General features: G+C 48.6%; 24 protein-coding genes. 9 read left to right on the top strand and 15 right to left on the bottom strand.

The features are described from left to right. The first annotated feature begins 9 nt into the window (after positions 1 to 9). Both argA and ABD744_RS23025 read left to right on the top strand, forming a co-directional pair. On the top strand, positions 10 to 1323 hold the full coding sequence (gene argA, locus ABD744_RS23030) for an amino-acid N-acetyltransferase (RefSeq protein ID WP_344800973.1): 1314 nt from the start codon (positions 10 to 12) through the stop codon (positions 1321 to 1323). A gap of 249 nt (positions 1324 to 1572) precedes the next feature. After that, positions 1573 to 1911 (top strand): Hpt domain-containing protein, encoded by a 339-nt coding sequence (locus ABD744_RS23025; protein WP_344800972.1) that lies wholly within the window; start codon positions 1573 to 1575, stop codon positions 1909 to 1911. Positions 1912 to 2026: 115 nt separating this feature from the next. Here the strand turns inward: ABD744_RS23025 and ilvD are convergent, their stop codons facing one another. Continuing rightward, complete coding sequence (gene ilvD, locus ABD744_RS23020; protein ID WP_344800971.1) at positions 2027 to 3865, bottom strand: dihydroxy-acid dehydratase; 1839 nt, start codon at positions 3863 to 3865, stop codon at positions 2027 to 2029. A 335-nt stretch (positions 3866 to 4200) separates the two neighbouring features. On the opposite strand from ilvD, the gene ABD744_RS23015 reads away from it, so the two are divergent. Next, positions 4201 to 5046 (top strand): HDOD domain-containing protein, encoded by an 846-nt coding sequence (locus ABD744_RS23015; RefSeq protein WP_344800970.1) that lies wholly within the window; start codon positions 4201 to 4203, stop codon positions 5044 to 5046. A gap of 7 nt (positions 5047 to 5053) precedes the next feature. Here ABD744_RS23015 and ABD744_RS23010 read toward each other — a convergent pair whose 3' ends face one another. From ABD744_RS23010 to ABD744_RS22990, 5 genes are all read right to left on the bottom strand, one after another. Continuing rightward, the gene (locus ABD744_RS23010; protein WP_344800969.1) at positions 5054 to 5659 is read right to left on the bottom strand and encodes a CBS domain-containing protein; all 606 of its coding nucleotides are present in this window, start codon (positions 5657 to 5659) and stop codon (positions 5054 to 5056) included. Positions 5660 to 5826: 167 nt separating this feature from the next. Beyond that, positions 5827 to 6330, bottom strand: coding sequence for a dihydrofolate reductase (locus ABD744_RS23005; protein ID WP_344800968.1), 504 nt, complete (start codon positions 6328 to 6330; stop codon positions 5827 to 5829). A 58-nt stretch (positions 6331 to 6388) separates the two neighbouring features. Next, on the bottom strand, positions 6389 to 7240 hold the full coding sequence (locus tag ABD744_RS23000) for a thymidylate synthase (protein ID WP_344800967.1): 852 nt from the start codon (positions 7238 to 7240) through the stop codon (positions 6389 to 6391). A gap of 10 nt (positions 7241 to 7250) precedes the next feature. Beyond that, the gene (gene lgt / locus ABD744_RS22995; protein WP_344800965.1) at positions 7251 to 8057 is read right to left on the bottom strand and encodes a prolipoprotein diacylglyceryl transferase; all 807 of its coding nucleotides are present in this window, start codon (positions 8055 to 8057) and stop codon (positions 7251 to 7253) included. Positions 8058 to 8103: 46 nt separating this feature from the next. Then, the gene (locus ABD744_RS22990) at positions 8104 to 8889 is read right to left on the bottom strand and encodes a sulfite exporter TauE/SafE family protein (protein ID WP_344800964.1); all 786 of its coding nucleotides are present in this window, start codon (positions 8887 to 8889) and stop codon (positions 8104 to 8106) included. 96 nt (positions 8890 to 8985) lie between these two features. Here ABD744_RS22990 and ABD744_RS22985 point away from each other — a divergent pair, with 96 nt between their 5' ends. The 3 genes from ABD744_RS22985 to mepK all read left to right on the top strand — a co-directional run bounded on the left by ABD744_RS22985 (position 8986) and on the right by mepK (position 12451). Continuing rightward, on the top strand, positions 8986 to 9804 hold the full coding sequence (locus tag ABD744_RS22985; protein ID WP_344800963.1) for an NRDE family protein: 819 nt from the start codon (positions 8986 to 8988) through the stop codon (positions 9802 to 9804). A 108-nt stretch (positions 9805 to 9912) separates the two neighbouring features. Then, complete coding sequence (locus ABD744_RS22980; RefSeq protein WP_344800962.1) at positions 9913 to 11721, top strand: L,D-transpeptidase family protein; 1809 nt, start codon at positions 9913 to 9915, stop codon at positions 11719 to 11721. Between the two features lie 181 nt (positions 11722 to 11902). Next, complete coding sequence (gene mepK, locus ABD744_RS22975) at positions 11903 to 12451, top strand: peptidoglycan L,D-endopeptidase MepK (protein WP_344800961.1); 549 nt, start codon at positions 11903 to 11905, stop codon at positions 12449 to 12451. Between the two features lie 8 nt (positions 12452 to 12459). On the opposite strand, the gene ptsP is transcribed toward mepK, so the two are convergent. Together ptsP and ABD744_RS22965 are read right to left on the bottom strand one after the other, a co-directional pair. Continuing rightward, positions 12460 to 14766: a phosphoenolpyruvate--protein phosphotransferase gene (gene ptsP / locus ABD744_RS22970; RefSeq protein ID WP_344800960.1), complete on the bottom strand. Its 2307-nt coding sequence runs from the start codon at positions 14764 to 14766 to the stop codon at positions 12460 to 12462. A 75-nt stretch (positions 14767 to 14841) separates the two neighbouring features. Continuing rightward, complete coding sequence (locus tag ABD744_RS22965; RefSeq protein ID WP_344800959.1) at positions 14842 to 15321, bottom strand: RNA pyrophosphohydrolase; 480 nt, start codon at positions 15319 to 15321, stop codon at positions 14842 to 14844. 231 nt (positions 15322 to 15552) lie between these two features. Here ABD744_RS22965 and ABD744_RS22960 point away from each other — a divergent pair, with 231 nt between their 5' ends. Then, complete coding sequence (locus ABD744_RS22960) at positions 15553 to 16209, top strand: histidinol-phosphatase (protein ID WP_344800958.1); 657 nt, start codon at positions 15553 to 15555, stop codon at positions 16207 to 16209. A 21-nt stretch (positions 16210 to 16230) separates the two neighbouring features. After that, a complete protein-coding gene (locus ABD744_RS22955) occupies positions 16231 to 17346 on the top strand; it encodes an imelysin family protein (RefSeq protein ID WP_344800957.1) in 1116 nt (371 codons plus the stop codon). A 15-nt stretch (positions 17347 to 17361) separates the two neighbouring features. Here the strand turns inward: ABD744_RS22955 and ABD744_RS22950 are convergent, their stop codons facing one another. Next, the gene (locus tag ABD744_RS22950; RefSeq protein WP_344800956.1) at positions 17362 to 18561 is read right to left on the bottom strand and encodes a class I SAM-dependent rRNA methyltransferase; all 1200 of its coding nucleotides are present in this window, start codon (positions 18559 to 18561) and stop codon (positions 17362 to 17364) included. Between the two features lie 138 nt (positions 18562 to 18699). On the opposite strand from ABD744_RS22950, the gene ABD744_RS22945 reads away from it, so the two are divergent. Continuing rightward, a complete protein-coding gene (locus ABD744_RS22945) occupies positions 18700 to 19590 on the top strand; it encodes an HDOD domain-containing protein (protein ID WP_344800955.1) in 891 nt (296 codons plus the stop codon). 95 nt (positions 19591 to 19685) lie between these two features. Here the strand turns inward: ABD744_RS22945 and ABD744_RS22940 are convergent, their stop codons facing one another. The 6 genes from ABD744_RS22940 to ABD744_RS22915 all read right to left on the bottom strand — a co-directional run bounded on the left by ABD744_RS22940 (position 19686) and on the right by ABD744_RS22915 (position 26387). Next, positions 19686 to 20060, bottom strand: a complete 375-nt coding sequence (locus tag ABD744_RS22940) for a SirB2 family protein (protein ID WP_344800953.1) — start codon at positions 20058 to 20060, stop codon at positions 19686 to 19688. Between the two features lie 129 nt (positions 20061 to 20189). After that, the gene (gcvPB, locus tag ABD744_RS22935) at positions 20190 to 21647 is read right to left on the bottom strand and encodes an aminomethyl-transferring glycine dehydrogenase subunit GcvPB (RefSeq protein WP_344800952.1); all 1458 of its coding nucleotides are present in this window, start codon (positions 21645 to 21647) and stop codon (positions 20190 to 20192) included. An 18-nt stretch (positions 21648 to 21665) separates the two neighbouring features. Beyond that, positions 21666 to 23036, bottom strand: coding sequence for an aminomethyl-transferring glycine dehydrogenase subunit GcvPA (gene gcvPA, locus ABD744_RS22930; protein ID WP_344800951.1), 1371 nt, complete (start codon positions 23034 to 23036; stop codon positions 21666 to 21668). A 117-nt stretch (positions 23037 to 23153) separates the two neighbouring features. After that, entirely contained in the window at positions 23154 to 23546 is a 393-nt protein-coding gene (gene gcvH, locus ABD744_RS22925) for a glycine cleavage system protein GcvH (protein WP_344800950.1), read from the bottom strand. Between the two features lie 26 nt (positions 23547 to 23572). Next, the gene (gcvT, locus tag ABD744_RS22920) at positions 23573 to 24658 is read right to left on the bottom strand and encodes a glycine cleavage system aminomethyltransferase GcvT (protein WP_344800949.1); all 1086 of its coding nucleotides are present in this window, start codon (positions 24656 to 24658) and stop codon (positions 23573 to 23575) included. A gap of 46 nt (positions 24659 to 24704) precedes the next feature. Next, a complete protein-coding gene (locus tag ABD744_RS22915; protein ID WP_344800948.1) occupies positions 24705 to 26387 on the bottom strand; it encodes an ABC transporter permease in 1683 nt (560 codons plus the stop codon). Positions 26388 to 26420: the final 33 nt, after the last annotated feature.

The following is a 26420-nucleotide window of genomic DNA, read 5'->3' as shown; positions in this document are numbered from 1 at the left end:
GAAAAGCTCGTGGATCAAAAGCAGTACGTTCAGTGGTTTAGAAATACTTCACCGTATATCAATGCCCATCGCGGAAAAACGCTGGTGCTGCTGCTTAATGGGGAAAGTCTGGCTGATGACAACCTGCCGAACATCATTCACGACATCGCCACGCTCAGCAGTTTGGGCGCTCGCTTATGCATCGTGTTTGGTGCCCGCCCTCAAATTGATCAAAAACTGGCCGATCATAATATTGATTCAGTGATTGAACAACGATTACGAGTGACCTCTGAACACGCGCTACCTTACGTCAAAGACGCCGTCGGAAGTTTAAGAATTCAGCTGGAGTCCATGCTTTCCATGGGACTGCCAAACTCCCCTATGCACGGTGCCGACATTCGGATCAGCAGCGGCAATTACATTACAGCACAACCGATAGGGGTGAAAGACGGCGTTGATTTTGGCAATACCGGAGAAGTCCGCCGGGTTGATCACCAAGCCATTCTGGACGACTTGGGTCAAGGCCGGATTGTCATCATTCCGCCATTGGGGTTTTCGCCTATGGGCGAAGTGTTCAACCTGCCTTCAGAAGCGTTAGCCACCGACGTGGCGAAAGCCATTCAGGCCGACAAACTGGTTTTATTTCAAGACAGCCCTGGCGTCATGCAAAACGGCAAGCTGGTTCGGGAGCTAACCCCCGGCAAAATCAGACAACTGCTGAAAACGAATCCGCTTGATCCTCTGATTGAAGTCAATCTCAGATCCAGTTTGGTGGCGTTAAACTACCTTTCACGGGTTCATCTGGTGAGCTACCAGTCCGATGGTGCTTTACTGCAAGAACTGTATACGCTGGACGGTTGCGGTACCTTGCTAACCCGCGAACCGACCGAAGTACTTCGTCAGGCATCGATTGCTGATACCGCCGGTATTCTTGATTTAATCCAACCCTTGGAGCAAAAAGGCGTACTGGTCAAACGGTCACGTGAGTTACTGGAACAAGAAATTGAACAATTTACGGTAATGGACTGGGAGGGCATGATTGTGGGCTGCTCCGCCTTGTATCCGTATCATGACCCGGACACCAACATCACCTGGGCAGAACTGGCTTGTGTGGTGGTACACCCTGAATACCGTGGTGACGCGCGCGGCGAAAAGCTACTCGCCTACATTGAGCAAAAGTGCCGGGCCCGTAACTTCAAAAAGCTGTTTGTGTTAACCACCCGCACCGGCCACTGGTTTATCGAACAAGGCTTTCAAAAAGCCGAACCCGAACAACTGCCTCCCGCGCGACAACAACTGTATAACTGGCAAAGAAACTCACGTATTTTGGTCAAAGACATATAACACATCTAGCGCTGCTGATTTCTCCTCTGAAAGCCAGGCTTCTCCGCTCCTTGTTCCGTTTCAATAATACAGGGAGCTGACGGTTCTCCTCTTAATGACGCCCAGGATCGATCCCGTTGCATTTCAAAAACATTTTATATACTGCTGTTTTAAAACAATTTACTGCTCAAGAAATTACCCAACTTAGAATCTATCGACTAAACTGAATCCCAAAGGAAATTATTCAACAAGACAAGGGTTCACTTCATAATGTCCAAACTTCATGATCCTGATGCGGTTTCAAATTTAAAAGGCCTCATTGGAGACGAAAAATTTTCCATCATTCTGTCCAGTTCCCGAGCATCGCTTGAGAGCATCGTCACCGAATTAAAAAACGCCTACCAAGAGCAAGACCATGAAACCATGCGCAGGGCCGTTCACAGCATTAAATCTTCGGTGGGTAATTACGGCGCGATCAAGGTTTCCCAAAAAGCAGAAGAATTAGAACTACGTTATAAAGACAACCTGTTAGATCAGGCGGAGACCGAAATCCCGGAAATCGAGGCAATGGTTCAGCAGGTATTAGCAGAATTGGATGAATACCTGTAAGTTAATTGCCCAAATAGTCAGCGCCGCCGGACTATTCGTAACCAACAAACACCATCAAAAAAGGCCATCACTATCGATGGCCTTTTTTGTGTCACTACTCAGCAACCGCTGGCGATTATTCGTCCAGCATTGCCTTATCACGAACCGCACCTTTATCCGCACTGGTTGCAAACTTAGCGTACGCTTTCAGCGCAGTGGTCACGCGACGCGGTCGGTCTTCAGCAGGTTTCCAACCTTTGGCATCCTGATCCGCACGACGCGCAGCAAACTCTTCATCGCTCAATTCAACGTTAATGCTACGGTTTGGAATATCAATCACGATCGAGTCGCCGTCTTTCAATAAACCAATCGCACCGCCTGAAGCGGCTTCCGGGGAACAGTGACCAATGGACAGTCCTGATGTCCCGCCCGAGAAACGGCCATCGGTCAACAGAGCACAAGCTTTGCCTAAGCCTTTCGACTTCAGATAAGACGTTGGATACAGCATTTCCTGCATACCCGGCCCACCTTTTGGCCCTTCGTAGCGAATAATTACCACATCGCCTTCTTTCACTTCATCATTCAAAATGCCAGTCACTGCAGCGTCTTGTGATTCGAAAATCTTCGCTTTGCCGTGGAAAACCAAAATGGATTCATCCACACCCGCAGTTTTCACCACACAACCGTCCAAGGCGATGTTGCCATACAATACCGCCAAGCCACCTTCTTGCGAATACGCATTTTCGATGCTGCGAATGCAACCTTCTTTACGGTCACCATCCAGTGTCGGCCAACGAGTACTTTGGCTGAACGCCGTTTGAGTTGGAATGCCCGCCGGGCCTGCTTTGAAGAAGTTAATTACCTCAGCACTCGGGTTACGCATGATGTCCCACTTGTCCAAGGCTTCGGTCATGGTGTTACTGTGTACCGTCGGCAGTTCATTATGCAAAAGACCGGCACGGTCAATTTCACCCAAAATGCCCATGATGCCACCCGCCCGGTGCACGTCTTCCATGTGATATTTTGGAGAGTTCGGAGCCACTTTACACAGCTGAGGCACAACCCGAGACAAACGATCAATGTCTTTCAGGTCAAAGTCCAGTTCAGCTTCTTGAGCTGCCGCCAACAAGTGCAAAATGGTGTTGGTGGAACCACCCATGACAATATCCAGCGTCATCGCATTCTCAAACGCCTTAAAGTTGGCGATGGAACGAGGCAATACCGATTCGTCATCCTGCTCATAATAGCGTTTGGCGTTTTGAACAATCAGGCGACCCGCTTCCAAAAACAACTGTTCACGATCAGCGTGAGTGGCCAGCGTAGAACCGTTGCCTGGCAATGCCAGACCCAAAGCTTCGGTCAGACAGTTCATTGAGTTGGCAGTAAACATGCCTGAACACGACCCGCAAGTAGGGCAGGCACTGCGCTCATACTCAGCGACTTTTTCATCACTGGCGCTGTCATCAGCGGCAATGACCATAGCATCAACAAGATCCAGTTTATGCTCAGACAACTTAGTCTTACCGGCCTCCATTGGGCCACCGGAAACAAAGATCACCGGAATATTCAAACGCAATGAAGCCAACAACATTCCCGGTGTGATTTTGTCGCAGTTTGAAATACACACAATGGCGTCCGCACAGTGAGCATTCACCATGTATTCAACCGAGTCAGCAATCAGCTCACGGCTTGGCAAGCTGTACAGCATGCCGTCATGACCCATGGCAATGCCATCATCAACAGCAATGGTATTAAACTCTTTGGCAACGCCACCGGCTTTTTCAATTTCACGAGCAACCAGCTGACCCATGTCTTTCAAATGCACGTGACCAGGTACAAATTGGGTAAAACTGTTCGCAACGGCAATGATCGGTTTATGGAAGTCTTCATCTGTCATGCCCGTGGCACGCCATAGGGCACGAGCGCCAGCCATGTTACGACCATGCGTGGATGTTTTAGAGCGATACTCAGGCATGAACTTTCCTCATCTTTTTTGTATATCAACGTATAAAGGCCGACCCGATTATTATACCACTAAGGCTCTTCCGGTCAGCCGCCCTTAATCATGCAATCAGGGCACAATGTAATTAATCCGCTAGGATACCAGACCCAACCACTGTCGCCCAGTAGTAGCGACGGCTAGACCAACGCCCATTTAACTCTCCCCAAGCGTCGCATCCGGACGACGGCATGGCTTTGGACACGAATTCCAGTCACTGGTCGTAAATAACACGAATTACACTGAAATTTACAGAAATCCGGCTATGATTATTCGGATGGACGAGAAGTAAAATTAACAAAGTTACTTATATGACTGAATTAAAAAAACAAATATCAGCCTCGCTGAAAAAGGACCTTGAAGCCGGGGAGTTAATTCTGCCCAGCCTGCCTGAAGTCGCCATGACGATTCAGCAAGAAGTTAAAAAGAAATCCTCCACCGCCAGCTCTGTCGCGAAAGTCATTTTTCTCGACCCGGGTTTAACTGCGCATTTCTTAAAAGTAGCCAACAGCCCATTGTACCGAACTCAGAATCGGGTCAATGCTCTGCCCGACGCCATTGGCTTAATTGGCATCGAGTCCGTATTAAACATGGCCCTGACATACACCATGCGAACCATGTTTGTCAGTACCGAAGGGGCTTGGAAAAAGGTACTGATTCATCAGTGGAATGAAGCCACCGAATTAGCCGCTATCGTGGCGGTGCTTGCCGACTACCTACCGGACATGGAAAGTGAACACTGCATGGTAGCCGCCATGTTGCAGAATATCGGGGCACTGCCGCTGATCAATCATTTGCAACACTTTCCCGAACTGGAAGAACAAGACGTTGAACTCCTGGTGGAAGAAAACGCGACCAAAGCCGGCTTAGCACTCATCAAGCTCTGGGGATTAGGAAAAACCTTCGAAGACGCAGTCAAAGCCCGCAACAATTGGAAATTTGAATCCACGCCTTATCTGGACACCACCGACCTGATCACCATTGCACGTTATCATTATTTAAAGGAGAAACAGCACCTTGAAGAGTGCCCTCCCACCAGCGAAATCCCTGCATTCCGTCATCTGGAAAAGTTAGATTTCACGGCAGAAATGAGCATGCAGTGGATCGACTCCGCCAGAGAAAAAATCCGCGCCATTAAGCGCATGTTGTGCATGTAAAATCCCATCAAAAATCGGATGACAGGCCGGATAACGAAAAATGCATGTCCATCATATTCAGCGCCCGATAACCTAACTGCAAATGGGTATCCAGCATACTGTTCAGTTCTTGAGTGGACACCACACAATAAATTACCGAACTGAGCGCCTGATTGTCGGTGATCAAAATATAACCATCACCGATTCGTTTCAGCGTTTCGACCACATCACCAATATCTGCACTGCGAGCCTCTTCTTTGGAAATACAATACAATGAAGACCGGGGAATCATTACATCCCGAACCGATAAGTCAGACCTGGGAATGCCGGTTGACGTACAAAAAGCCACCGACCGCTGGCCCATCAGATCTCGTTTAGTAACAATGCCAACAACAGCGCCCTGGCTGTTTTCTACCACACACACAGACACTCTCATTGCCTGCATCACGTGCAGCGTTTCCTGAACGCCATCGTCTCCATGGACGGTGACCGGTTTCTGATCGGAATAAGCATCCACCAAAATGGAAGCCGGGCTGGTAAGCGAGAGTTTTAAATTTGAAAAATTGGCTTTGGCGGCATTGGAAGGTACTGAAGCGTTCAGCGAAACGAGCTTAAGCGGCTGGTATTGAGTCATTGGGCGTCTCCTACATTGATTCTAACGGTCTTCGATGACCCATCAAGGCGTGTCCATCCGGTGTTCTCTACTCTTTCAGAATAGACCACCGGCATGCTCAACACAGAAAACAAAAGACAAATGCCGACCAAAGGAGTCGGCTTACCGCCGCCAAACGTACCGGCGAATTACAAACGGTCTAACACCGTAAAGCTGTAGTCGTAAGGGTTCGGGCCTTCCGCAGCATAATCTTCCCGGCCCACTTCCTGCCATTGCGAGCGATCGAACGTTGGGAAATACGCATCGCCTTCCACCTCGGCGTGCACCAACGTCAGATACAAACGATCACACGCGTCCAACGCCATTTGATAGATTTGCGAACCCCCAATGATCATGGCTTCATCGTGGCCATCAATGAAGGCCAGGCTCTCGGCCAGCTCTTTCGCCGCCTCGATGGTTTCCACCACATGTACCCCTTCCGGAGCTTCAAAACCGGCACGACTTAAAATGATGTTCGGTCGACCCGGCAAAGGCCGGCCAATCGATTCGTAAGTCTTGCGACCCATAATGATCGGCTTGCCCATCGTAACCCGTTTAAAGTATTTCAGGTCTTCAGGCAGGTACCAGGGTAATTTGTTATTTCGACCAATCACGCGATTTTCTGCCATGGCCACTATCATAGAAAGTTTCATTTACTGTCCAACAACTCTTAAATTAAGCTACACACTGATGATCAATACCCTGAATTACCTATACACTGAACGGGTATTGAATGGCTTCATGACACTCATAACCCGTGACTTCAAAGTCATCCAACGTCACCCAGGTTTCAATGTCTTCTAAGGTCTTAATGTCCGGATTGATTTTCAACTGAGGCGAGGCAAACGGTTTACGTTTCAGCTGCACATCACGCATCAACGCCAACTGGTCTTCATAGATATGCGCATTCACTATCTTATGGTACGCTTGACCCGGCTGATGCCCGGTAATTTGCGCCACCAGCGCCAATAACACATACACCTGCACCATATTAAAGTTCAGCCCCAACGGCACATCACAAGAACGCTGTGTGCTGTTCAGATACAAGGTATCACCCAATAACGAAAAGTGATGGCTGTACATACAAGGGCGCAAACACCCCATATGAAACGCCCCGGGATGATAAAACGTCAGAATTTCACCACGATCGTCTTTACCGGCTTTCAGGTCATCAATGATTTTTCTCAACAGATCAATCTGGCCCCCGTCCGGCTTCGGGAAATTACGGCCAATCGCGCCGTACACCAACCCCATGTCGTCTTCACCCTTGCGGTACGGGTTATTTAACCAAACCTGATTTTGGTTGGCATTGGCGTCCCAGGTTTTAGTACCCAATTTCCGAAAATCTTCGGCATTATCATAGCCTCGCAGGTAACCGATAATTTCTGCTATGGCCGATTTCCAAAAACTTTTACGCGTGGTCACCAACGGAAATTCATTCGCGGCCACATCGTAAGTTAAGTCCGCATTGATGACGGTTAAACAGCGTTTACCGGTACGTTCGTTTTCCACCCAAACGCCTTCATCCACAATCCGGTGACATAAATCGAGATACTGTTGCATGCTAACCCTCCTACCTTGATGTGCTTTTGTTCTGTATGGACGATTCCGAGTGATAAGCGAACCAAACAACGGCCACACCTAACAGAATCATAGGCGTCGACAACAACTGACCCATGGTTAACCAACCGCCATAAATGAAGCCGAGATGTTCATCCGGCTGGCGGGCAAATTCGACAATGAACCGGAACAAACCGTAAAACGCCAAAAACAAACCGGATACCGCCATACGAGGCCTTGGCTTGGCCGAGAACCACCAAAGAATCACAAACAGCGCCACCCCTTCGAGCGCAAACTGATACAACTGGGATGGGTGACGAGGCAAATCACCGCCTCTTGGAAACACCATCGCCCAAGGCACATCGGAGACACGCCCCCAAAGTTCTCCACCAATAAAATTACCGATACGACCCGCACCCAAGCCAACGGGCACCACAGGCGCGACAAAATCCATCATTTCAAAAAAGGTTTTATTGATCCGGCGACCATAAATGTAGAGCGATGACATCACGCCAATCAAACCGCCATGGAACGACATGCCGCCCTCCCAAATGTAAAACAACGAAAGAGGGTCTGATAGAAAATGACTGAAGTTATAAAATAAAACGTAACCGATTCGGCCACCCAGAATTACGCCCATCGCGCCCCAGAACACCAAGTCAGACACTTGTTCTGATGTCCACGAACCACTTTTTTTCGCTCTTAAATTCAACAGCCAATAAGCACCCGCAAACCCAACCAGATACATAATGCCGTACCAGTGGACTTTTAATGGGCCCAGCTCCAACGCAACCGGGTCAATCGAAGGATAAGCAATCATTCCGTTCCTGCCTGTATTTAAATGTGTTTAAAAAATTCCAACCGGATTACGCCAAAATAAAGCGCGTACCTACAATCACTAACAACACTGCAAAACATCGTTTGAGCACCAAAGGCGGCAGTTTATGCGCCAGCTTTGCCCCTTGCTGAGCAAAAAAGACGCTGGTTACCACAATGCCGAAAAAGGCAGGCCAATAAATGTAACCTGTCGTCCAGTCCGGCAAACCCGTTTGTCCCCAGCCTACAACAACGTTGGTAACAGCAGCAATCACCGCAATTGGAAAACCAATGGCCGCCGCAGTTCCCACCGCTTGTCTGACCTGTACATTACACCACGTCAGGAAAGGCACCGATAAAGTCCCCCCGCCGATTCCAAAAATGGCCGACGCCCAGCCAATAAACGTACCGGCAACGCCCAACCCGAATCGGCCCGGTAACGCCCGGGATGGTTTGGGGCTCAACTGAAAAGCCATCTGAGCGGCTGCAAACAAAGCAAAACAACCAATGATTTTTTGCAACGCAGCTCCGGAGATCTGACTGGCGGTTACCACACCCAATGCAGACCCGAGCACAATACCAACCGCAATGTGTTTAAAGGTCGGCCAAACCACACCGCCTTTCGAATGGTGGGTACGAATCGAGCTGATCGAGGTAAACACAATGGTTGCTAACGAAGTGCCTACCGCCAAGTGCGTTAATACCGCAGGGTCTACGCTCTGAGCTTCAAAGGCAATCACCAAAGCAGGAACAATAATCATCCCGCCACCAATGCCAAACAAACCGGCTAATAAACCTGCAACCGCACCAACAATCAGATATATTAATAAGATCATCAATAAGACTCTATGACGCTAACAAAAAAGCTGGCTATTATCGCACCGATCTTTCTAAGATAGAACGAACAAATACAACAATAATTTGGCGACGTTATGTGTTTGATTACTTTTGCGTACAAGGTTCACCCGGAATATCCCCTGATCATGGTGGCCAACCGGGATGAGTTCCATCACCGACAAGCGCACCCGGCCCACTGGTGGCCAGACGCACCCTCTGTGGTTGCAGGCAAAGATTTAAGCGAAGGGGGCAGCTGGATGGCCGCAGACCACTATGGCCGTCTGATCGCATTAACCAATATCCGTATCGGCCGGGCTGCTCAGCCAGAAAACGCGCTGTCCCGTGGAAAAATTGTGGCCGACTACATCGTTCAGCAAACGCCGGCGAGCCAATACCTTTCTCATTTAAGCGATCGTTGCCATATTTTCAGACCTTTCAATCTGTTGATTTACGAAAATCAAAAAATGTTTTATTGCAGCAGTTTAAACCAGGGGTTCAACGCGCTTCCGCCTGGGATTTATGGTTTGAGCAACGCATTCCTGGACACCCCCTGGCCAAAACTTCAGGCCGCAAAGTCGCATCTTCAGCGAGCGATTGTGGAAGACCAAATCAACCCGGATACGTTAACTGAAACCTTATCCGACCGAACGCCTTACGCTTATGAGCTGCTGCCGGATACCGGCATCCCACAACAGCATGAACATTTATTATCATCGGCGTTTATTACCAGTCCGAGTTACGGAACACGCTGTACCAGTGTTTTTTGGCAGGATCAGAAAAATAAGTGTTATTTCAGAGAGAGCAACTGGTTTGCTTCCGGGGCGCTCGCCTCCCAACAAGAGTTTTCCTGGAACCCCAAGCCTTTCAAACAATTATCGTCACCCAACGCTCAAAGCTCCCCTTTGATTTTGTGAGCAATGACAGTCGCACTTGCCAGAACATGTCAGCGCACTGCCAATCGGCAGGTCACTCTGCAACTGTAATGACATCGCAACCTGAATCAAAACGTCCATAATGGAATTATGGCTGAACACAGATTTTATAAACTCCCAACCAAGGCAGCTGCCATTCATTTGTGGCTGCTCATTGCCACAGTCGCAGCAATAACGACTCTGCCGGTCATGGCAGAGGAACATGCCATGCAGAGCCAAACCCCTCTGAAAAAGCAGATCCTCAACCAACTGGAAAATACCGAGCTAAGCGCAACGCTGAAACAAAAAAGTCAGGTACTCCAACTGTACCAACGCTTTGGCTTTCAGCTCGTTTGGTTTAAGCGCTCAAAACTGACGCCCGCCGGGCAGGCTTTAATACAGGCCATCAAGGAAACTGCGGTGGTTCGGGCACCACAACTGCCTTATCACGCCTATGACATTTTATATCAGCGACATACCCTCCGAACCCAGCCCGACGCCATCATAGCGCTGGATATTTTACTGTCCGATGGTTTCCTGAGTTACGCCAAAGATGTGTTAACCGGTAAAATACTGCCCAACCAGAATGAACCCGACCACCCCGTCATTTGGCGGACATCCGCCACCGAGTCCGCCGACAGACGAAGTAACCGCCAGACTCGCGAGCAATTGCTTTCCATACTGGACAGCAAACTATCCCCACAGGAGCTTGAAACACTCATCAGTCAGGATTTAACCCCCGCACACCCTGGATATTTAGGACTCAGAAGGGCATTGGAGCACTACTTACAACTCGCTCAAACGGGCACTTGGTACCCCTTAACCCCTGGCGCTGAACTGAAAATGGGCGACAGTCACCCTCAGGTCAGCGAAGTAAAAGCCAGACTATCTCAGCTCGGCGATTACGATATTTATAAACGCCCCGTCAGCGACTCAAGCGCCTTGATGATCCAACAATCAAACCAGGCTCTCAGAGATTTTAATGCGCCATTGAACCACCCGGCAAACGCCCCGACAGAGTTTTCGGAATATTTTGATCTGACACTGTCCACAGCCTTAAAACATTTTCAGCGTCGACATAATCTTGAAGCCAACGGTAAGCTTAATGATGCCACCCGAGCCCAGTTAAATGTACCGCCGCAGAGTCGCATCAGACAAATTGCTATGAATATGAAGCGCTGGCGTTATCTGCCCGCTAACCTCGGGCAAAGGTACATTATGGCCAACATGGCAGATTACCGGTTGCGGGTCATCGACCATGGTAAAACCACCCTCGATATGGACATCATTGTAGGCAGACAAAGCCGACGCACCCCCATTCTGGTTCAAACACTCAAAACATTGGTACTGAACCCCTCATGGAACATTCCGCCACGCATCGCCAGAACCACTTACCTGCCCAAAGCGATCAAGAGCCCGGCGTATTTGCAAAAACAGAACATAGAAATTGTGCAGGGTTTTGGCCGAAAACGAACCATCATTGATCCATTTGAGCTGGATTGGGAAAACATCGACATTAAGAAATTTCCATACCGCCTAGAGCAAAAACCCGGCGCACGGAATTCACTGGGCCAAGTGAAATTTCCGCTCAACAACGACTTCGCCATTTTTTTGCACGACACATCCAAGCCACATTTATTCAATAAACCTGTCAAAGCGCTCAGCTCCGGCTGCGTACGCCTTGAAAAGCCCCACCAACTCACCGAAGAACTTCTAAAATACAACCCTGGTTGGGACAAAAGACGCATATCTAAAGTCCACAGACGAAAAAAAACCATGTACATTGGCCTGAAACGAGAAACCCCTGTGTATTTAATGTATTGGACCGCTTGGGTGGATGAACAAGGCACCTTACAATTCAGAGATGACATCTATCAACGCGATTTATTAAGCCCAAACCCTGCCAGCATTTCTATGTAATCCAAATCCCCCCTATCCAGAACAACCGCTCGTCTGAATCGACACTTTCAGTGTGACACAAATCACATTTGTTTCTTTTTTGATCTTTCTTATTTCCACACCATCAAGATAATTGATCACAATTTAGGCACGATTATTGATCAACTAACGAAAACAGGTCAAAAAGAGCATTCCACACCGTATGAATCATTCTATAAACCGACGAACTTTTCTGTCGCATTTAGGCCTCGGCTTATCTGGCTCGCTATTAACCACAGGCGTTTGGGCAGATTTGGCTGGAACCAAAGACAGACACCTGAGCCTTCGCAACCTGCACACCAATGAATCTTTGACGGTAACTTACTGCCGCAATGGCCAGTACGATTCCGGTGCCTTATACGACATAAATCAGGTGTTGAGAGATCACAGAACCAATGACAGCCATCAAATGTCGCTGGGATTGCTGGATACTTTAAGTTTGTTGCAGGCGTCTTGTGGCGCCAATAAAGAAATGCACATCATCTCCGGCTACCGCTCACCCAAGTCGAATGAACACCTACGGTCCAACAGTCAAGGCGTCGCTAAACGCAGTTTACACATGACCGGCCAAGCAGCAGATATCCGCATACCGGGAATAGACATTGAAGAGTTGAGGAAGTCTGCAGCAAAACTTAAAGCCGGGGGCGTGGGCTTTTACCCCAAAAGCGGTTTCATTCACCTCGACGTTGGTCGGGTACGTTATTGGTCGTGATCCGGCCTCTAATTGGCTTTGGTCGACATAATACCGGTTTGCGGACGGATGAAAGACAAAATACCGGCCTCTTCCAACGCCAGCTCAATGATGCTGTGAATGACCTCTGGTGAATCTGAAATCATCACCCTGGCAAGCAGTGCTTGTGCCCACGCGTAGGTGATGTTTCTCACCACGTATTTCACTTTCGGTAAACTTGCCGAGTTCATACTCAGTATTTCATAGCCCATGGCCAACAAAATGGGGGCCGCAATCGGATCTCCCGCCAACTCGCCGCATATACTGAGGGATACGTCTTCCATCAATGCGTCTTCGGCAATTTTTTTCAGCGCTTGTAATACCGCCGGATGATAGGAGTGATACAAATCCGCAACTCGGGCATTGTTTCGATCCACCGCCAGAATGTATTGCGTAAGATCGTTACTGCCCACAGAAATAAAGTCGACCATCTGCGCCAACTCTCGGGTCTGATAAACAGCCGCAGGAACCTCGATCATAACCCCGACTTCAGGCATCGCCACATGAAAGCCTTCTTCGCAAACCTCATAAAAGGCCCGGTGAATTAAACGCATGGCCTCTTCGACTTCGCCGGTGCCGCTGATCATGGGTAACATGATTCGCAGGTTATTAAGCCCTTCGGAAGCCTTCATCATGGCACGAACCTGCACCAAAAAGATTTCCGGGTGATCCAGAGTGATTCGGATACCCCGCCAACCCAAAAACGGGTTATCTTCCTTGATCGGAAAATAGCTCAGCTCTTTATCGCCGCCAATGTCCAGAGTTCGCATCGTAACCGGGCTAGGTGCAAAAGCTTTGAGTTGCTCCCGATAGGTGTGCATTTGTTCTTTTTCAGTGGGGAAGCGATCCTTTATCATGAAAGGCACTTCCGTCCGGTACAGCCCGACACCTTCCGCGCCCCGATCCAAAGAACGGAAGACATCAGCCATCAAGCCGGTATTTACCCACAACTTCATCCGGTGATGATCTTTAGTCTCACAAGGCAGGTTTTTGAGCGTATCCAGCTCACGAACCAGTTCTTTTTCTTCTTCAACAATGCTTTGGTACTGGGTAAGTAAGCTATCCGGAAACAGAGTGAATACTTTGCCTCGGTAACCGTCAATGATGATTTTTTTACCATCCAGCTTAGCGTAAGGTAAACCCTGAACACCCATGATGGTCGGAATGCCCATCGCACGCGCCAAGATAGCTACGTGTGAATTACTGGAACCTTCTACTGACACTATCCCTTGCAACTTGCCTTTTGGCACTTCTGCCAACATGGTCGGCGTAATCTCTTCACCCACCAGAATCACGTCATTCGGGTACTCAATCGGGTCAATCTTAACCGACTGCATCCGTTCCAGCAGGCGTATGCCCATATCACGAATGTCAGTGACCCTTTCCCTGAGATAAGGATCGTCCATCATACTAAAGTGCTGTTCGTACTGCTTGATCACTTTAGAAAGCGCACCTTGTGCCCACTCCCCGCCGTCAATCAAGGTATTCACTTCTGCACCCAGGGCTTCGTCGTCCAACATGCTCAGGTACACATCAAACAACGCCTGTTCTTCAGGCCGAAGCTGATCAGCCAGTTTTTCACCGGCCGAACGAATGTCGTGCCTGACCGCATCAACGGCTTGCTGGAACACCCGTTTCTCAGCGTCAATATCGTTGATGGTTTTGCTCGGTACAGAATCCAGATCAGCGGTTCGAATCATCACAACCGCCTGACCGATTGCAATGCCCGGCGCACCGGCACTTCCTTTGAACTGCTGATCTTTTTTAACTTTGGAAGGTTTGCCTTTTTCGGCTTTGTTCAGCTCATTAATTTTGCCGGTGGCTTCCGCATGGATGATCACACCCGCCAGCTGAGCGGACATCGTCACAAGGAAGGCTTCCTCGCCTTCATCAAAGCGACGCCGGTCTTGCTGTTGAACAACCAAGACACCCAATACCCGACGATGATGAATGATTGGCACGCCTAAAAACGAATGAAACTGCTCTTCTCCGGTTTCAGGGAAATACTGATAATTCGAATGCTCTGGCGCATCGTCCAGATTGATTGGCTCTTCACGAACACCGACCAGTCCGACCAGTCCTTGCGCCGACCCCATTCGCACACGACCAATGGCATCTTGCTTGAGACCTTCGGTTGCCATCAAAACATATTGGCTGCTCTCCGGTTCCCATAAATAAACGGAACACACCTGAGTGGCCATGGCTTCGCGTACACGATGTACAATAATGTCCAGGGCAGATTTTAAATCCCCTGCAGTATTCACTTCTTGTACTATGCCACGTAACGTTTTGAGCATTGGTCGTTTATTGATGTCCTAATACGTTCGTTGATATATCCTGTTAAAGATAAGATAAACTATATAACAGCAGTATTACCCTAACAGCCGAATTTTTGGGGCCAACTCTTTTAATGCTTTGCGATACACGTCTCGTTTAAAAGGTACAACCTGATCCAACGGGTACCAATAGCTGACCCATCGCCATCCATCAAACTCAGGGTTATCAGAGCGAGCCAGATCAACACTGGTATCGTCGCTTTTCATCTGCAACAAGAACCATTTCTGTTTTTGCCCGATGCAAATTGGCTGACTGTTATAACGCACCATTCGTTTCGGTAAACGATAGCGTAACCAGCCTCTGGTGCAGGCAAGTACTTCCACGTCGCTGGCCCTTAGCCCAACTTCTTCCTTCAATTCACGATACAGCGCTTCTTCAGCACTTTCATCATGTTTTATCCCACCTTGAGGAAACTGCCAAGCATCCTGGCCAATGCGCCTGGCCCATAACACCTGGCCAACATCATTGGTCAAAATAATTCCTACATTAGGACGGAACCCATCCGAATCAATCACAAAACAAACCCATGGAAAAAGTCTAGTCCCAATCCACCTATCAGCCAATCACCCTTTTTACATTTAACCAACAGACAGATGAACCCATAATCTTCTTAAAATACCGTATCTTCAAACCACTCACAACCAATAAACTCGAATGTAGTCTGTCATCTGTTTGCAGCAACAATAGGATTTAATGCACAATACCGACATCTATACAGTAATATTAGCGAGTTAATTGGAGCAACTGTGGCTTTAGCAATTTTTGATCTGGACAACACCCTGATTCACGGTGACAGCGACCATGCCTGGGGTGAATTTCTTGTAGAAAACCAGCTGGTCAATGAAGCACTTTATAAGTCAAAGAACGACGAGTTTTATCGCCAATACGTCGAAGGTACCCTCGACATATTTGAATACCTTGAGTTCAGCCTTGCCGTGTTGACCCAATACAGCTACCAGGAAATCACAGAGTGGCGTCAACGCTTTTATGACCAGGTATTCATCAACATGATGCAACCCAAAGCCGCTGACCTGATTGCCAAACACCGGGCACAAGGTGACTATCTGCTTATTATCACCGCCACTAACTTATTTGTGACGGAACCCGCTAAACAGTTACTCGAAATTGATGATATCATTGCCCCTGTCCCAGAGTTTAAAGATAACCGCTATACTGGCAAAGTAAGTGGAACACCAAGCTTTCAGGAAGGAAAAGTCACACGTCTTAAAGAGTGGTTAGCAAGCACCAACCATTCACTGGATGACAGCTACTTCTACAGTGACTCCCACAATGATTTGCCATTATTGGAGCTGGTAGATAACCCCATTATTGTGGACGGTGATGACCGACTTCTTCAAACCGCCGAAGAACGAGGATGGGAGCGCATCAGTCTGCGTAATTAAATCGAGACACACTATTTAACTATGAAGCACTGTGCTTTTCTGATCGCTGTACTTGTCGCAACCGTACTGTTAAACGGTTGTGACAAATCCGCCCCCCCAGAGCAAAAAACCTCTGAGCCTCAGCTTGCCAAAACGTTCCTGCCCGATGGACTGCTAACAACGTTATCTGCCAACACCTTCCAACACACCACCGAGTTACTGCACCTCAGTCACCAGTTGCATATCGCCACCACCGGCTTTTTAGAACAACCTTCGCCGGAAAAATTAAAAGACGCTCAAAACACGTACAACCTGCTGCTCAGTCAGTGGGCGCAATCCTTGCCTTATATTTACATGACAGCCCTGACGACCCAAGGCGCCCCCCTGGTAAACCGCATCGAAAAGCTTCCAATGTTACCTGGCTATCTGGATGAACTGCCTGATTACCCTTACAGCGGGCTCGTGCACGACATCATGCTCCCAATCCAGCCAGAATCGCTCAAACGCTTGCACACTCTGGACAACGACGAACAAGTCATTTTTGGTTTATCAGCCATAGAGTTCCTGTTATTCGACCATTTCCAGAGCGACCACTATCAACAGTTCCTGATTCAAAACGAATTGCCAGAGGAAGAAGCCAGCCAGGAAATTCTGATCGAGCAATTACCCAACAACCGACGCAGAAGCCTGCTGAAATTACAGGTTGAACAACTGGTTGAAGATACGTCTGAGTTGCATAAACGATGGCAGTTGCCGAACGGCGAAGACACTAAAAAGTTCAATGCCCTGATCAGCAAAAACCTGAATCTGACATTATCCAAAAGCTACCAAAAAGCTACTTGGTTGGTGTTGGATGCCCTAAACAGCATTCAGGAAAAACCTTTGCTATTAGGCCGGGCTCATTTTTCAAGAGCAGAGACAGAGTTATTGAACGTCGGGATTGAAACTTTGACGGGCTACCACCAAAATTTATCTTCCATCTGGGCCGTGTTTCCGCAGCCGGAAAAAGAAGAATTCACCGCCGTACTGAACTCCCTCAGTGAATTGATACAGCAATATCAGCAAGAGCCGTCAAACAGCCTGTTGCTGGAGCTGGCCAGCAATCGATGCAACCAACTCCTCGAACTCTCACACGATCTGGTCTTTCAGCCGGAATAACTTATTCCGGCCCGCTTACCAACTCTTCAGTGAGCGGGCAAACAAACATTTAATGTATTCTGTTTCAGCAATGGCCGGATGAATCGGATGATCCAGCGCCTGATGACCTTGCTCTAACAACTGAACCGTGCGATCCACCTGACGAGCACTGGCTTGTAAAATATTGACCAAACGATTTCGCTCAAGATGCATGGAGCAAGATGCTGTCACCAACACCCCATTGGTTTCAACCAGTCGCAGCGCCAGTTGATTGAGCTTTTGATAAGCTCGCTCGCCCACTTTAATGTCCTTACGGCGGGCAATCAACGCGGGCGGATCAAGCACCACCACATCGAACTTTTCTTTGTCCTGCGCCAAGGTTTTAAGACCTTCAAAGGCATCCGCCTGCATGGTCGCCATTCGACCTTCCACCTGGTTCAGGTGTGCATTTCGGGAAACACACTCCAACGCAAACGCCGAGCTATCCAGACAAACTACCTGATCGGCACCGAACGCTGCAGCCTGAACACCCCAGCCACCGATGTAGCTGAATACATCAAGAACGCGTTTCCCTTCCACATAACGTTTCAGGTGATTACGGCTGTCCCTGTGATCATAAAACCAACCTGTTTTTTGGCCTTGTAAAACCGGAGCATCAAACAACACGCCGTTTTCGGTGAATCGGGCAAAGCCCTCATTTAACTCACCTTTAACGACTTCCACGTACACAGGCAAACCTTCAACCGCCCGCATTTTGCCATCGTTTTTCAACACGATAGTGGCCGGAGCGATCAGCTCGTCCAACACAGAAACGATATCATCCTTCACCAATTCCATCGCCGGATTGGAAATCTGCACCACTAAAGTTTCACTGAAACGATCCACCACCAAGCCTGGTAAGCCATCGCTGTCACCAAAGCACAGTCGGTAGCTCTGATCCGCATAATGCTGCTCACGCAGTTGTAAAGCGCTCTCAATCCGATACTTTAAAAACTTACGATTGAGATACACGTTACTTGAACGGGAAATCATTCGAGCACAAATCAAGGCCTGAGGGCTCACGATCGCCACCCCCATCGACTTACCGTCCGCCGCAAACACCTCCACCTGCTCACCCGGCTCAAACCCCTTCAGAGGAGTCACCTTGGTATCTATTTCATTGCTGTAAATCCACATATGACCTGCGCGGATTCTGGCATCGGATTTAGGGTTTAATTTCAGGCTTGATAGCTGCATGATGGAGGCTCCAGTTGAATTCGATGGCTATTATGCGTTATATCAAAAGAACATCCAGAAAAAGATTTACACATCTATAACAGATCACCCATTTCTGCTTTACTATAATGCATGAGTTTACAAAAAATTGAGGAAGCTATGCCCAGCAAGGAACTCTCTGAAGACCAGATCAAACACGTTCTGCAAGGAATTCGCATTCCTCCGCAGCCGCAGATCATGGTCGACCTTCAGATGGAGCAAGCAATGCCTGACCCTGACATCAGCCGTATTGCAGACCTCATCAGCAAAGACGTGGGCTTAGCCGGAACCATTCTGAAAATCGTTAACTCGCCGTTTTTTGGCCTGAGCAATAAAATCACTTCGGTTGGCCAGGCCGTCAACCTGTTGAGCTTTAATTCCGTTATCAACATAGTGAACGGCTTAACGATACGCAGCGAAATGTCCGACGAAGACATTGTCGCCCTGAACCGATTCTGGGATTCCGCCAATGATATCTCCATGGTGGCGGCCACCATTGCCAAAGAAATTGGCTACAAGCATCATGACGAAGCCTACCTGCTAGGGCTGTTCCATAACTGCGGCATCCCTTTGATGATGAAACGCTTTGGCGTGGAAGACTACTCCAATACCATGACTGCAGCTTACGGTGCTGACTCAGAACGCATCATCGACATCGAAAATGACAAATACAACACCAACCACGCTGTCGTCGGTTATTACACCGCCAAGGCCTGGAATATGCCGACACACTTATGCGCAGCCATTGCTGAACATCACAATTTAAAGCAGCTGTTTATTGATCCGGAAGGCATCGACAGCGAAAAGAAAAACCTCATTGCGATCCTGAAACTGGCGGATCACATCTGCGCCAGCTGCAAAGTTCTGGGAGGGCAAAGCACCGATCATGAGTGGAATCGTTATGGCAGTAAAATTTTAGAACACATAGGGTTAGGAACCTACGATATCGAAGATATGGCCGCTCGATTCAGCGAAATGGGCATTTCTGTGGGTGATTCGTTCATCGATTAATCCATCAATAAACCAATCATTTCAAAGCCGGTCGGCCCAACCTAAACGGCAATACACACCGACCGGAACGTTCTTCCCAAGTTACCATCGATCAATCAACCGATGAACCACAAAGGCTGCTTGGTCACCGCCGTTGCAACGATGTAGCCGAACGTCATTAATGCGGCCACAAAAAACACGCGCTGCTGTGCCAGACTCTTACCAAATTTCAGCGCCATCATGCCGAAGCCAATGTAAGCAAACAACGCAAGAATCTTCGCCAACACCCATGGAACCTCAAGTGGATTCCATTGATAGACCACCAACAAGCCGATTGCCGCAGCCAGCAACAAAGTATCATTGACGTGCGGTAAGATTTTCCAAAGTTTATGATCCAGGCTTCGATGCATAAACAATTTCAGAACACCACGTAGACTGAACCCTAAAACAGAAATCACAGCAAACAACATGTGTGCGTGTTTTAACCACATAACCTATTCTCTTCATTCAAAATAATCGTCAAGATTAAAGCCTCTTGAACAATAAAAAAAGCCCAACCTGAAAAGGTCGGGCTTTACTCTTATAACACAAAACCAGACTGAGCCAGTTAATGAGCTATATTAAGCCTTCCAGGCTAAATCCAGCTCTCGCGCGGCCTTCACATCATCCAGGCGTTTCACCGGTTGTGTATAAGGCGCGCCACGAACCATATCCGCATCCGTCTCAGCTTCTTTCAGAATACTGGCCATCGCCGCAATGTATTCGTCCATCGCTTCTTTGGATTCCGTTTCCGTCGGCTCGATCAAATGACATTCAGGCACCAATAATGGGAAGTAGGTTGTCGGAGCATGTAAGTTGTAATCCAGCAAACGCTTCGCCACATCCATCGCATTAACGCCATAATCCTTGGTTTGCTTGCTCAGCGTAATGATGAACTCGTGAGTAGCACGACGATCCGGGTACGCTAACTGGAAGCCGGCCTTTTCAAGCTGCTTCGCCATATAGTTGGCATTTAAGGTCGCGTATTCACCCACTCGGTGCATACCGCCTTTACCCAACATCACCGCGTAAACATAGGCACGAATCAAAATACCGGCATTCCCCATGAATGCAGACAAATTACCAATGGTTTCCGGTATGTCCTTATCCGTCAGCCAGCGGTAGCTCGGAGCATCATCCGAACCCTCTTTCCCTACGATTGGTGTAGGCAAATAAGGCAGTAAGCGTTCACCAACCGCAACAGGGCCGGCACCCGGGCCACCGCCGCCGTGTGGCGTAGCAAAGGTTTTATGCAGATTCATATGCATTACATCAAAGCCCATATCACCAGGCTTCACCTTGCCTAAAATTGCATTCAGGTTAGCACCATCGTAATACAACAAACCGCCCACATCGTGAATCACCTGAGCAATCTCTTCAATCTGGCGTTCGAATACACCACAGGTTGAAGGGTTGGTCATCATGATGCCCGCAGTTTGAGGGCCGACCAAAGTTTTCAGGGCATCAACGTCCACATCGCCATCACTGTTCACCGGCACTTCACGTACCTTAAAACCGCACATCACCGCCGTTGCCGGATTGGTACCGTGGGCCGCCGAAGGGACAAGAATCTCAGTACGGGCATCATCATTACGCGCCTGATGATAGGCTCGAATCATAGCAACACCGGCGAACTCACCCTGGGCACCAGCCATTGGGGTAAGCGACACGCCTTTCATTCCCGTCACGTCTTTCAGCATTTCCTGAAGCTCATACATGCAGCTTAAAAAGCCTTGCGAGTGGCTTTCAGGTGCCAGCGGATGGCGATTCAAAATGCCCGGTAAGGTGGCCGCAGCCAGTGCACCACGAGGGTTGTACTTCATCGTACATGAACCCAATGGATAAAACTGAGTATCAATGGAGAAGTTCTTACGAGACAGATTGGTATAGTGACGAATGGCCTGCAATTCGGACACTTCAGGCAACGCAGGCTTTTCTTTACGAATAAATGCCTCAGGTAACCCGGATAAATCGGCAGCAGCGGCCGGCGATTGAGCGGTCGCTTTACGTCCAGATCGGCTTTGTTCAAAAATCAACATAATATAGGACTCCGCAGATTAGCCGTTTAGTTCAGTTAACACGTCAGCCAACGCCAACTTATAAACTTCGAGATCACTGTCAGTCTTGGTCTCTGTAACACACACCAACACCGTGTTCTCAAGCGAGGAATAAGACAACCCAAGATCAAAACCACCCAGAACTTCACGTTCGGCCAGTTTCTCAAGCACTGCCGACGCTTTCGCAGGCAAGGTCAAAGCAACTTCGTGGAAGTTATGACCGGAAAACGCCTTTTCCACGCCTTCGATGCTGGTCAGTTTTTCCACCAGAGCTTGTGTATTCTGATAACACGCACCAGCAGTATTGGCCAAACCATCCGGCCCCTGCATGCTCATGTAAATCGTGGACGCCGTTACCGCCAACCCCTGGTTGGTACAGATATTTGAGGTCGCTTTTGAGCGACGAATGTGTTGTTCACGCGCCTGCAAGGTCAGTGCGTAACCCGGCTTGCCATCCAGATCCACCGTTCGGCCAATCAAGCGGCCAGGCATCTGACGAACAATCGCAGACGTACAACACATGAAGCCATAATACGGGCCACCGGATGCCATAGGCACGCCTAATGGCTGACCGTCACCCACTGCAATGTCAGCCCCTTTTTCGCCCCAGTTGCCCGGCGCTTCAAGTACCGCCATCGCCATTGGGTTCACTAACCCGATCACTAACGCTTTCTGAGCATGCGCCCAATCGGTCAATGCGTTTACGTCTTCCAACTGACCAAAGAAGTTAGGTTGAGCAATGACCATCCCGGTGATGTCTTCACCGGTAAACGGCCCCAATGCATCCAACAAAGTGGTGCCTGACTGCTGATCCCACTCAACTTCAACAATTTCAATATTTTGCGCTTCAACGATGGCTTCCAGTGCAGAACGATAGCTTGGATGAACCGTGCCAGGCACCAGTATTTTACGGCTCTTGGATTTACGGTTGGCACGAACCGCCATCAGAACCGCTTCCGCCAGGCCAGATGCGCCGTCATACAAAGACGCATTGGAAACATCCATCGCCATCAAGGTAGCCATCATCGACTGGTATTCATAAATTAATTGAAGCGTTCCCTGACTTGCTTCCGCCTGATACGGCGTGTACGCAGTCATAAACTCACCCCGTGTTGCTACATCCCAAACCGCTGCAGGAATGTGATGCTCATACGCACCGGCACCAATGAAGCATAATGCACCGTCGTCCTGAGCTGCTCGCTCTCGCATCCTGCGCATCATATCCATTTCACTCAGCGCCTCTGGCACCTGAGTTAATTCACCCGCTCTGAGTTGCGGAGGAATTTCATCAAATAAATCTTCAATGGATGAAACACCAATGGTTTCCAGCATTTCCTGAACATCTTGTTCAGTGTGAGGAATAAATGGCATGAGTTACCTCAAATAAATAGAATAATCAGAGACTAAAAAGCTAACCACGTAGACAATTTTTGTCTTGCTTCAGAAACACAAAACGGGGCAAATGCCCCGTTTTAATTCATACAATGCTTAATCTTCCGCTTCGCACTTTTCTGCGTAAGCCTCAGCATCCAGCAATTGATCCAACTCTTCCGGACTGGAAGGTTTGATCTTGAAGAACCAGCCTTCATGATAAGGGTCAGAGTTTACCGTCTCTGGCGCGTCTTCCAGCGCTTCGTTCACCGCAACAACAGTACCCGAAATCGGCATATAAATGTCAGATGCAGCTTTTACAGACTCAACCACACCGGCTTCTTCGCCGGTTTCAAGTTCACTGTCAACTTCAGGATGTTCAACGTAAACAACGTCTCCCAAAAGCGATTGTGCATGATCTGTAATGCCAACTGTAACAGTGCCATCTGTTTCTAGACGCAACCACTCGTGGGTATCAACGTATTTTAAATCAGCAGGGATTTGGCTCATTTTTTATCGTCCTCAGCAGTAAAATTTTATTCGAATACTTTCTTTCCGTTACGTACAAATGGCGGTCTTACAACACGTACGTTTAATAATTTCTTACGAACTTCAACCACAGCATGTTCACCGGTTTCAGCAGGTACCCGGGCCAATGCAATCGCGTGCCCCAAGGTAGGGGAAAATGTACCACTGGTGGTTTCACCTTCACCAACACCATCAACAATGACTTTTTGGTGGCCACGTAACACACCTTTTTCTTCAAGCACTAAACCAACCAGTTTAGTTTTAGGCCCATCCGCTTTCTCTGCTTCTAATGCAGCACGGCCAATGAAATCTCTGTCTTCCGGCTTCCAGGCCACCGTCCAAGCCATATTGGAGACCAGCGGAGACACGCTTTCATCCATGTCCGAACCGTACAAATTCATACCGGCTTCTAAACGCAAGGTATCGCGCGCACCCAAACCGCAGGGGCGAACACCCGCTTCCGCCAACTTGCTCCAGAAAGCAGCTACATCGCTTTCAGGAACCATCACTTCCAGGCCATCTTCACCGGTATAACCGGTACGGCCAATGAAATAATCACCGGCTTCCAGACCTTGGAACACTTTTAATTCTTTAGTCACCGCTTGTTGACCAGCATCAAATACCGTCAGAGCTTTCTCAATCGCAGCCGGGCCTTGCACGGCAACCATCGCCAGCGAAGATTGTTCCGTCAGTTCGACCTGAAAACGCTCTGCCTGTTTGGCCATCCAAGCCAAGTCTTTTTCACGTGTCGCGCAGTTTACAACGACACGATACCAACCTTCCATGTTATAAACGATCAAATCGTCTAACACTTGTCCATCTTCGTTCAACATACCACTGTATAAGGCTTTGCCTTTTTCAGTCAAACGCGCCACATCATTGGCCAATAAAAACTGTAAATAAGCCTGGCTGTCAGCGCCAGTGACATCAACGACGGTCATGTGTGAGACATCGAACATGCCTGCGTCCTGACGAACCGCATTGTGTTCTTCAATTTGAGAACCATAATGAATTGGCATATCCCAGCCACCAAAATCGACGATCTTTGCATTCATATCAACGTGCGACTGATACAGAGCTGTTTTATTTCCCATGGTTCCTCCGGAACGAGCGTTTATACATTAAGCCTTCATCGAAAAACTAGTGGTCTTTACGACTCTTAGACATCAAAACGATGATCGGCGCCAAGCCTACAATCACTAACGTCAGCGCCGGTAACGCGGCGCGTTCCCACTCACCTTCTGACGTCATTTCATAAATTCGTACCGCCAATGTGTCCCAGCCAAAAGGACGCATCAACAGTGTAGCAGGCATTTCTTTCATCACATCGACCAACACCAGCAGCCCGGCCACTAAAATACCCGGCCGTAACATCGGCAAATATACGCGCCACAAAATTTGTCGCTGAGACGCACCTAGCGACTGAGCCGCTTCGTGCAAACTGGGCCGAATTGCCTGCAATCTTGACTGAACCGGCCCATAGGCCACCGCCAAAAAGCGCACACTATAAGACACTAGCAACGCAAAAACACTACCTAAAAATAATTGTCCGACATTTATACCGAAAATATTGCGCACAATTTCGATCAAACTGTTGTCCAACCAGCTGAACCAAACCATCAGGCCCACCGCTAACACCGTGCCTGGCAGGGCATAACCCAAAGTTGAGAAACGCGCCATGCGATCCAACACCGGATTCTTTTCCACCCGTTGAGCAAACGCCATCACCAGCGCAATGATTACAGTCATCACCGCCGCCGTTGACCCCAACCCTAACGTATTGACCATCAATTGCACAAACCGGGCATTGAAATCCTCAAACTGAGTTTCTACCACCCACCATACCAATTGGCTGACCGGTAAAATAAATGCCAACAGTAAAATCAACAAGCAGTACAGGCTGGCCGCCGATGCCTGCCAACCGGTTAAACGATACAGATTTTGTTTTTGCTGACGCTCACTCTGGTCGTATCTGGCACGACCTCGGGCCGTTTGCTCTAACCACAAACAGAAAATAACGAACACCAACAACAGCGAAGCCAATTGCGCAGCGGCATAGATATTAAATAAACCGTACCAGGATTTATAAATCGCTGTAGTGAAAGTATCGAAGTTAAATACAGAAACCGCCCCGAAGTCAGCGAGCGTTTCCATAAGCGCCAAGGCCATACCTGCCGCGATAGCGGGCCGGGCCATAGGCAACATCACACGCCAGAAAGCCTGCCAACTGTTGCAACCCAAACCGCGTGCCGCATCCATCTGGCCCCGACCCTGATTGGTAAACGCCGTTCGCGCCAACATATAAACGTAGGGATAAAAGGCCAGCACAAACACACAGATCACCCCCGCCGCATTTCTTACCGGCAAATCAAAGTCTGCGGAAAGGTGGGATCGAATCCAGGTTTGAATCGGGCCGCTGTAGTCCAACAACCCTAAGAAACAGAAGGCCATGACATAAGCCGGAACAGAAAAAGGCAGCATAAGTGCCCAGTCAAACAGATTTCGGCCAGGAAACTGACACATGGCCGTCAGCCACGCCAAAGAAACGCCCAGAACAAACACACCCAAGGCAACACCAACGGCCAGAACCAGAGTATTGACCATCAGTTCATTAAGAACGGTGTCCATCAGGTGCTGCCAATCTTCCGTCTGTGGACTTAACCAAGACAAGCCAATCACAGCCACCGGCATAAAAACACTTAACGTGATGACTGAAACCAGCAACCACCAGCGTTTTTGAATGACCCAATTTACCAAGGCCATATACGAAGAAGTCCGCTCAACCTGAGGCTGACCGGACATCTTTTGGGATAGGTTATCCACCAGATTCAACTCGCCTTATTAAGAAAGGCGTCT

The organism is Litoribacillus peritrichatus (assembly GCF_039537985.1).
In the GTDB taxonomy this organism is placed as follows: Bacteria; Pseudomonadota; Gammaproteobacteria; order Pseudomonadales; family Litoribrevibacteraceae; genus Litoribacillus; species Litoribacillus peritrichatus.
This window is presented reverse-complemented; position numbering and strand designations above follow the sequence as displayed.